Below are 5,666 nucleotides of genomic sequence, written 5' to 3'. Positions count from 1 at the left end.
TCCATGCGGTTGAGCTTCTTCTCGACGCGGGCGGCGCAGGCGGCGCAGGTCATGCCGCCGATCAGCAGCTCGACCTGGGACATGGGGGGTGCGTCCATGGGCGTGTCGGTGGTGGTCATGTCCGGGCTCCAGACGACGGACCGGACCGTGTGCGACCAGTATCGGCGGTCGCGCGCGGTCCGGTGCCGGGAAGGTGTGCGATACGGCTCAGGCGCGGCCGGCCAGCTCGTAGCCGGCCTCGTCGACGGCGGCCCGCACGGCCTCCTCGTCCAGCGGCGCCTCGGAGACGACGGTGACCTCGCCGGTGGCGGCGACGGCCCGCACCGACGTCACGCCGGGGAGCTGGGTGAGTTCGGCGGAGACGGAGCCCTCGCAGTGTCCGCAGCTCATCCCGGTCACCTTGTAGACGGTGGTGACGGAACCCTGGGTGTCGGTCTGCGCAGTCATGTCGTTACTCCTCGTCGAGGCGTATGGGGCCAGTGGGGGTCACGGGGGAACCCCATATGCCTCACTCTATACCCCTAGGGGGTATGAGTTCAATGCCGGGACCGCCTCCGCGCGGGCAAACCAGGCTCAAACTGGAGCAACTGGAGGACGTCACGCCATAACTCCGGATGGTGCACATCCGTTTTACGGGGTGCGGGTGAGTGCCCGCGAAGAAGTCAGGAAGGCAGGAAACCCATGAGACGGACTACCCGAAACGGTGTGATCGCCGTCGCCGCCGCTTCCGGCGCGATGGCCGTGGCGTTCCCGGTGTCCGCCGCCTTCGCGGCCGACGGGGCCAGCGCCGACGGTACGGCGACCGGCTCGCCCGGGGTTCTCTCCGGCAACTCCCTCCAGGTACCGGTGCACGTGCCGGTGAACGTCTGCGGCAACACCGTCAACGTCGTGGGGCTGCTCAACCCGGCCGCGGGCAACACCTGTGTGAACGGCGGCGCCGAGAAGACCGACGGCGCGAAGAAGAGCGACGCGGCCAAGGCCGGCGGTGCGGCGAAGAGCAGCGGGGCGAAGACCGGCGGGTCGGTGGCGTCCGGTGGGGCATCGGCTCACGGTGTCACCGAGGGTTCCCCCGGAGTGCTGTCGGGCAACAACCTCCAGCTCCCGATCGACCTGCCGGTGAACGTCTCCGGGAACAGCGTCAACGTGGTCGGCGTGGGCAACCCGGCCATCGGGAACGAGTCGGTCAACGACTACGGCGACCACGAGATCTCGCACACCGCGGTCCCGAAGCCCCGGGCCCCCAAGCCTCCGGCCACCCCCGACCGGTCCCACGTCGCACCGCAGGCTCCGCACACCCCGCACGCCCCGCACGCGACGGCGCCCTCGCTGGCCCACACCGGAGCGGACCTCACGGCCCCCGCCGTGGCGGGCAGCTTCGCGCTCATCGTCACGGGCGGGATCCTGTACCGCCGCTTCAGCCCGGGCCGCACCCGCTGACCGGTCCGCAGCTGCTGCGCGCGATCCGGCCTGATCGGTCCGGACGCGTCAAGGGCCCCAGGAGACGCCGTGATGTCTCCTGGGGCCCGATGCGTTGTCTCCTCGGCCCGGCTGAGGGCCGAGCGGTCACTCCGACTGCACGAAGGGCACGCACAGATCGTGGATGATCCGTGCGTGCCCTTCGCGGAGGCGGCGAGGCGGTCAGAACGCCTGGTTGCTGCAGCCCATCTCCGAACCGAGGTGGTTCCGCTGCGCACCCGGGTTGCCCTCACCGTTCAGCAGATTGCCCGCCAGGCCGGTGAGGACACCGAGGCTGCCGATCACCTCGATGTTCATGTCGTGCGAACGGCACTCGATGCCCTGCGTGATGTCCAGGTCGTGGCCCGGCTCACCGTGGGCGTAGGCGGTGTTGGCACCGAGGGAGCCGACACTGCCGAGCATGGCGCCCACGAGGACTGCCTTGTGAAACGTGCGCATGGGTTCTCCATTGGTTGAGCTGACGATCTGCGACAGATCGAGTCGGGATTGCGGAAGTGCGGGGAGGCCGTCAGCCGAGCCGGGGAAGCCCCAGCTGGCCGACGGGGGGCGCCGCGATCTGCCCGAGGCCGACCGGAGCCAGCTCCGGCACGCTCCCCGGGGTGACATGCGGGTTGACGAGCGGGTTGATCTGCGGGTTCACCTGGGGGTTCACCTGCGGGGCGACGGACATCGGGGGCTCCGGGCCGAACGCCTGGGGCACGGCGACCTGCGGGGCGACCTGCGGCATGACCTGAGGCATGACCTGCGGCACCACCTGCGCCGGCTGCGCGGGGGCCGCCTGCACGGGCTGCGCGGGGGCCGCCTGCTGGGGATACGGGGAGGTGGAAGCCTGCGCCGTTCCCTGCGACGTGGCCGTGGCGGCGGCGTACCCGGTCTGCTGCTGTTGCGGCGCCGGGGCCGACTGAGGAGCAGGCGCCACGGGTGCGGCCTGGGGAGCCGGGTACTCGGGAGCCGGCGCCGGAGCCGGACTGCCGGATCCGACGGGAGCGTCGGCATGGCTGACGCCGGCGCCGATGACGGACAGACCGCTGGCCGCCGCTACAAAGAGCGCGGCCTTGTGAAGCTTGCGCATGAAACCCTCGGCCCTTCGGTACCTGAAACACTGCATTCAGTGCGGTGACGCGTGCGACCGGTGCGGTGGTCGAACTGCACGGCCAGCAGCGGTAATTGCTGAATTGCACGCGGACTCGCGTCGGAGGCGGCAGCGAATCCCTCGCCCCTTTCCGGATCGACGGCCGCTGCCCTTTCCCCGTTGGAACGAGGAATCCCGCGCTGTGGTCACGGCTCTGAGAAGCCGTCACCCATTTGCCACCGGCGTGGCGGCCCTGTGTCCTCCGCGCCACTGTGGCAAATGGGTGACCCCCATATGGCGGCCGTATCTGAGTCCGCGCTCGTCTCGTTCCCCACGGAGTCGAGCGGCGATACTCCGTCGCCGCATTCCACCAGTTCCGTCCACAGGTCAAGAAGGGCCGAGGATCCCATGCGCAAGCTTCAGCAAGTCGCGCTCGTCGTCGCAGCAGCCGGCGGTCTGTCCGCCGTCGGTGCCGGCCCCAGCTCCGCCGCCACACCCGCTCACAACGGGGGTGCGCCGGCTCCCGTTTCCCAGTCGGACGCCAAGGCCGCCTCGGCCACCTCCGCGCAGGCGACCACGCAGACCTACGGCTCGCTCGCCCCGCGGCAGGCGGCCCCGCAGCAGCCTGCCCCGCAGCGCGGCACCCAGGTGGCACCGCAGATCAACCCGCAGCTGAACCCGCAGGTCAGCCCGCAGATCACCCCGCAGGCCCCGCAGTCGCAGCAGGGCGGCACGGTGCACCAGAACAACCTGTTCCGTCCGTACCAGGAGTGCAGCCCGCAGACCCTGCTCGACGCGAACGTCCCGATCGCCCTGCTTGCCGCGGCCCAGACGCGAGGCGTCGACTGCACCCAGGCCAACAGCCAGGCCAACTCACTCGCCAGCGCCACCGCCATGCGTCAGTAACGCTCCGCACGGCCGTGACACCGGCATCGGCACGGGCCCTCGGTATCGCCACCGACGGGCCCGTGCGCATGTGTTACGGCGTTCGGGTGCTTCTGCTTCGGCGCCACGAAATCGGCGCGCCCTTGTCCGTTTTGCGGAGATTTGCACTAGCCTCTCGTAACTGTAAGAAGTCGATCTGCTTCAGATCGCACGGACTCACTCCATCGGAGAAGAAATGCGCAAGCTTCGCAACGTTGCCGTCCTGGTGGCCGCGCTCGGCACCATCGGGATGGTGGGCAGCACGGCCCACGCGAACGACGGCAAGGACGGCGACAAGTTCAGCATCTCGCAGCGGACCGAGTGCAAGTCGCACGACCTGAACCTCGACATCCTCGGCAACGTGGGCATCCTCAACGGCCTGGCCGGCAACCTGCTGAACGGCGAGGGCAACCCGGGTGCCCAGTCCACCGAGCTCGGCTCGGAGATGGGCTGCAACAACAGCGCCTTCTAAGAGGCCCTTCGGCGCGCGGGCGCTGAGACAGCGAATGGTCCCGGCACCAGGCATCGGGTAGGTGCCGGGACCATTCGCATGCACCATCCGTGCAGTCTTCATGACTGTATGAACGGGCGATCTCCGAACAGATCGCCTTCACCTCACCTCACTGGAGATGACATGCGCAAGATCCGCAAGGCTGCCGTCCTCGTCGCGGCACTCGGAAGCGTCGGGTTCCTGGGTGCCGGCACGGCCCACGCCGGGGGCGGCGACGGCTTCGACATCAAGCAGAGCAGCGTCTGTCGGTCGCACGACGCCAACGTCGACGTCCTCGGCAACGTCGGCATCCTCAACGGCGCGCTGGGCAACGCGGTGAACGGCGAGGGCGACCCGGGTGCCCAGTTCACCGAGCTCGGCTCGGAGATGGGCTGCAACAACAGCGTCTTCTAAGGGCCTCCTCGGCGCTCGGCCGCTGAGACAGCGAATGGTCCCGGCACCGGGCATCGGGTAGGTGCCGGGACCATTCGCATGCACCATCCGTGCAGTCTTCATGACTGTATGAACGGGCGATCTCCGGACAGATCGCCTTCACCTCACCTCACTGGAGATGACATGCGCAAGATCCGCAAGGCTGCCGTCCTCGGCGCGGCACTCGGGAGCGTCGGGTTCCTGGGTGCCGGCACGGCCCACGCCGGGGGCGGCGACGGCTTCGACGTCAAGCAGAGCAGCGTCTGCCGGTCGCACGACGCCAACGTCGACGTCCTCGGCAACGTCGGCATCGCCAACGGCCTGCTGGGCAACGCGGTGAACGGCGAGGGCAACCCGGGTGCCCAGCTCACCGAGCTCGGCTCGGAGATGGGCTGCAACAACAGCTTCGAGTAAGGCGACACCGATTCCCGGTGTCCGGCGGTCTGCCGGGCACCGGGAATTTCCGTTTCCGCGCAGACATGCCGCGGGGAGGAAAACAGCGATGCCGGGCCGGGATCTCTCCCGGCCCGGCATCTGCCGGCCGTGCTCTCAGCGCTTGATGCTCGGCTTCTTGAACCCCTCGGGCAACTCGGCCCTGTTGGAGCACTCGATGGTCTCCCCGATCCTGGTGGAGCCGCCGTCCGTCAGCCGTTCCTCCGGGAGCACCACGCGCGGCCGGTCGACCACCGTGCAGCTCTGCTCCTGCTTGATGGTGTACGTGCCGTCCTTTTCGACGTGCGTCTCGCTCTTGCGGGCGCAGACGGTGCCACCCTGCTCCGTGGTCCGGCATTCGGTCGGGTTCCCGCCCGCGTACGCGTGTCCGGCGCCGACGCACACCATGGCGAGGCTCCCGACGAGCCCCGAGACGGTGACGATCTTCTGCAGAGTCAACATGTGCTGCTTTCCTTTACGACGGAGGCCCGGGCGCCTGTGCCACTGACCGGCGTGCGCCCGGGCCTGAGAAGGTCGGAACAGAGCATCCTGCGCCTCGCCGTGCTGCGAAACGGAGGCAGGATGGCGGCAGCCCGGACGCGCACTGGCCGATCGCCGCACGTCCGGGCTGTCCTTACCACGGGGTGTCACTCGACACGCCCTGGGCGCCGAGGGATGGGCCCTCGGTGTCTTTACTCGCCCTGGTGCTCGGCGTGCTGCGGTCCTTCCGGCTGGGCCTGGTGCTCGGCGTGCTGCGGCCCTTCCGGCTGGGCGAACTGCTGGGCCTCCGGCTGGGCGTACTGCGGCCCCTCCGGCTGAGCCTGCGGCTGGGCGAACTGC

General features: G+C 69.4%; 10 protein-coding genes. 5 read left to right on the top strand and 5 right to left on the bottom strand.

The annotated features are described in order from the left end of the window. Both CCN42_RS45855 and CCN42_RS04075 read right to left on the bottom strand, forming a co-directional pair. Positions 1 to 119, bottom strand: a 119-nt coding sequence (locus tag CCN42_RS45855; RefSeq protein WP_143661845.1) for a cation transporter, incomplete at its 3' end; no start/stop codon positions are given. Positions 120 to 207: 88 nt separating this feature from the next. Further along, on the bottom strand, positions 208 to 447 hold the full coding sequence (locus CCN42_RS04075; RefSeq protein ID WP_043501004.1) for a heavy-metal-associated domain-containing protein: 240 nt from the start codon (positions 445 to 447) through the stop codon (positions 208 to 210). Positions 448 to 681: 234 nt separating this feature from the next. Between CCN42_RS04075 and CCN42_RS04070 the strand changes: the two genes are divergently transcribed. Then, positions 682 to 1,437, top strand: coding sequence for a chaplin (locus tag CCN42_RS04070; RefSeq protein ID WP_086733098.1), 756 nt, complete (start codon positions 682 to 684; stop codon positions 1,435 to 1,437). A gap of 201 nt (positions 1,438 to 1,638) precedes the next feature. Here the strand turns inward: CCN42_RS04070 and CCN42_RS04065 are convergent, their stop codons facing one another. Together CCN42_RS04065 and CCN42_RS04060 are read right to left on the bottom strand one after the other, a co-directional pair. Further along, positions 1,639 to 1,914, bottom strand: coding sequence for a hypothetical protein (locus tag CCN42_RS04065; protein ID WP_086733097.1), 276 nt, complete (start codon positions 1,912 to 1,914; stop codon positions 1,639 to 1,641). Positions 1,915 to 1,984: 70 nt separating this feature from the next. Continuing rightward, complete coding sequence (locus CCN42_RS04060; protein ID WP_086172057.1) at positions 1,985 to 2,548, bottom strand: hypothetical protein; 564 nt, start codon at positions 2,546 to 2,548, stop codon at positions 1,985 to 1,987. 408 nt (positions 2,549 to 2,956) lie between these two features. On the opposite strand from CCN42_RS04060, the gene CCN42_RS04055 reads away from it, so the two are divergent. From CCN42_RS04055 to CCN42_RS04040, 4 genes are all read left to right on the top strand, one after another. Then, positions 2,957 to 3,454, top strand: coding sequence for a hypothetical protein (locus CCN42_RS04055; protein WP_086733096.1), 498 nt, complete (start codon positions 2,957 to 2,959; stop codon positions 3,452 to 3,454). A gap of 214 nt (positions 3,455 to 3,668) precedes the next feature. Continuing rightward, positions 3,669 to 3,944: a hypothetical protein gene (locus CCN42_RS04050; protein WP_086733095.1), complete on the top strand. Its 276-nt coding sequence runs from the start codon at positions 3,669 to 3,671 to the stop codon at positions 3,942 to 3,944. A gap of 162 nt (positions 3,945 to 4,106) precedes the next feature. After that, entirely contained in the window at positions 4,107 to 4,376 is a 270-nt protein-coding gene (locus CCN42_RS04045; RefSeq protein WP_086733094.1) for a hypothetical protein, read from the top strand. Positions 4,377 to 4,538: 162 nt separating this feature from the next. Further along, complete coding sequence (locus tag CCN42_RS04040; protein WP_086733093.1) at positions 4,539 to 4,808, top strand: hypothetical protein; 270 nt, start codon at positions 4,539 to 4,541, stop codon at positions 4,806 to 4,808. Between the two features lie 135 nt (positions 4,809 to 4,943). Here the strand turns inward: CCN42_RS04040 and CCN42_RS04035 are convergent, their stop codons facing one another. Continuing rightward, the gene (locus CCN42_RS04035) at positions 4,944 to 5,288 is read right to left on the bottom strand and encodes a hypothetical protein (protein ID WP_086733092.1); all 345 of its coding nucleotides are present in this window, start codon (positions 5,286 to 5,288) and stop codon (positions 4,944 to 4,946) included. Positions 5,289 to 5,666: the final 378 nt, after the last annotated feature.

Origin of the sequence: Streptomyces glaucescens, from assembly GCF_002154375.1 — a bacterium.
GTDB classification, from domain to species: Bacteria; Actinomycetota; Actinomycetes; order Streptomycetales; family Streptomycetaceae; genus Streptomyces; species Streptomyces glaucescens.
Note: the sequence above shows the minus strand (reverse complement) of the source record. Positions and strands in the feature narration are given on the sequence as shown.